General features: G+C 62.0%; 1 protein-coding gene. It reads right to left on the bottom strand.

The genetic code is table 11. The features are described from left to right. Positions 1–381, bottom strand: a 381-nt coding sequence (locus tag Mrose_RS18505) for a hypothetical protein (RefSeq protein ID WP_147371742.1), incomplete at its 3' end; no start/stop codon positions are given. Between the last annotated feature and the right edge of the window lie 269 nt (positions 382–650).

Raw genomic sequence — 650 nt, 5'->3', positions numbered from 1 at the left:
GTGCGGGGGCACCAGCGCCAGGCGGGAGAGGGGGTGCTTGAGCGACCACAGGGCCATCCCGTGCCGGGGCGGGCCGTAGCCCAGGGTCAGGGCGTCGAGCCAGGCCGCCTGCAGGCGCTGGGGGTAGTAGGGGTTTTCCCGAGCCCACGCCCGGTGCGGCTCGGGGAGGACTCCCAGGAAGGCCTCGAGGGCTTCTTGGGGGTTCTCCCCCGTGGGGAAGAAGGCCAGGCCCACTTCCTCGGGCCGGAGGTCGGAGGGCAGGTAGTGCTGGAGGAGGAGTTCGGCCATCTCCCTCTCGCTCAGCACTCTCGGGTTCTCGGGGGTGGGACGGGGTTGGGGGTTGGGGGTCTTTTCCATGGTTTGACGGGTTTCGCTTTCCATACTACCCTCTTGCTCGAGCCCTCGGGCTCGAGGTTCTTGATAGGCAGGCTTTTATCACAACCCTCGAATTAGCTTGAGTAGAGCCTTAGGATTCGCCGAGAACTTTCTAACCGAGCGCAACACCGGCCACTTTTTGAGATGCAACCCAAGTTGCTACCTATTCAGACGATGCATGTAGAACAATGAAGGCCACTATGAACTGGACCGTTCTAGTGGCCTTCTGCATTATAGACGATCTGCTCAAAGCCCTCGGACACAAGGACGACCCC

The sequence above is a fragment of the Calidithermus roseus genome, from assembly GCF_003574095.1.
GTDB classification, from domain to species: domain Bacteria; phylum Deinococcota; class Deinococci; order Deinococcales; family Thermaceae; genus Calidithermus; species Calidithermus roseus.
Note: the sequence above shows the minus strand (reverse complement) of the source record. Positions and strands in the feature narration are given on the sequence as shown.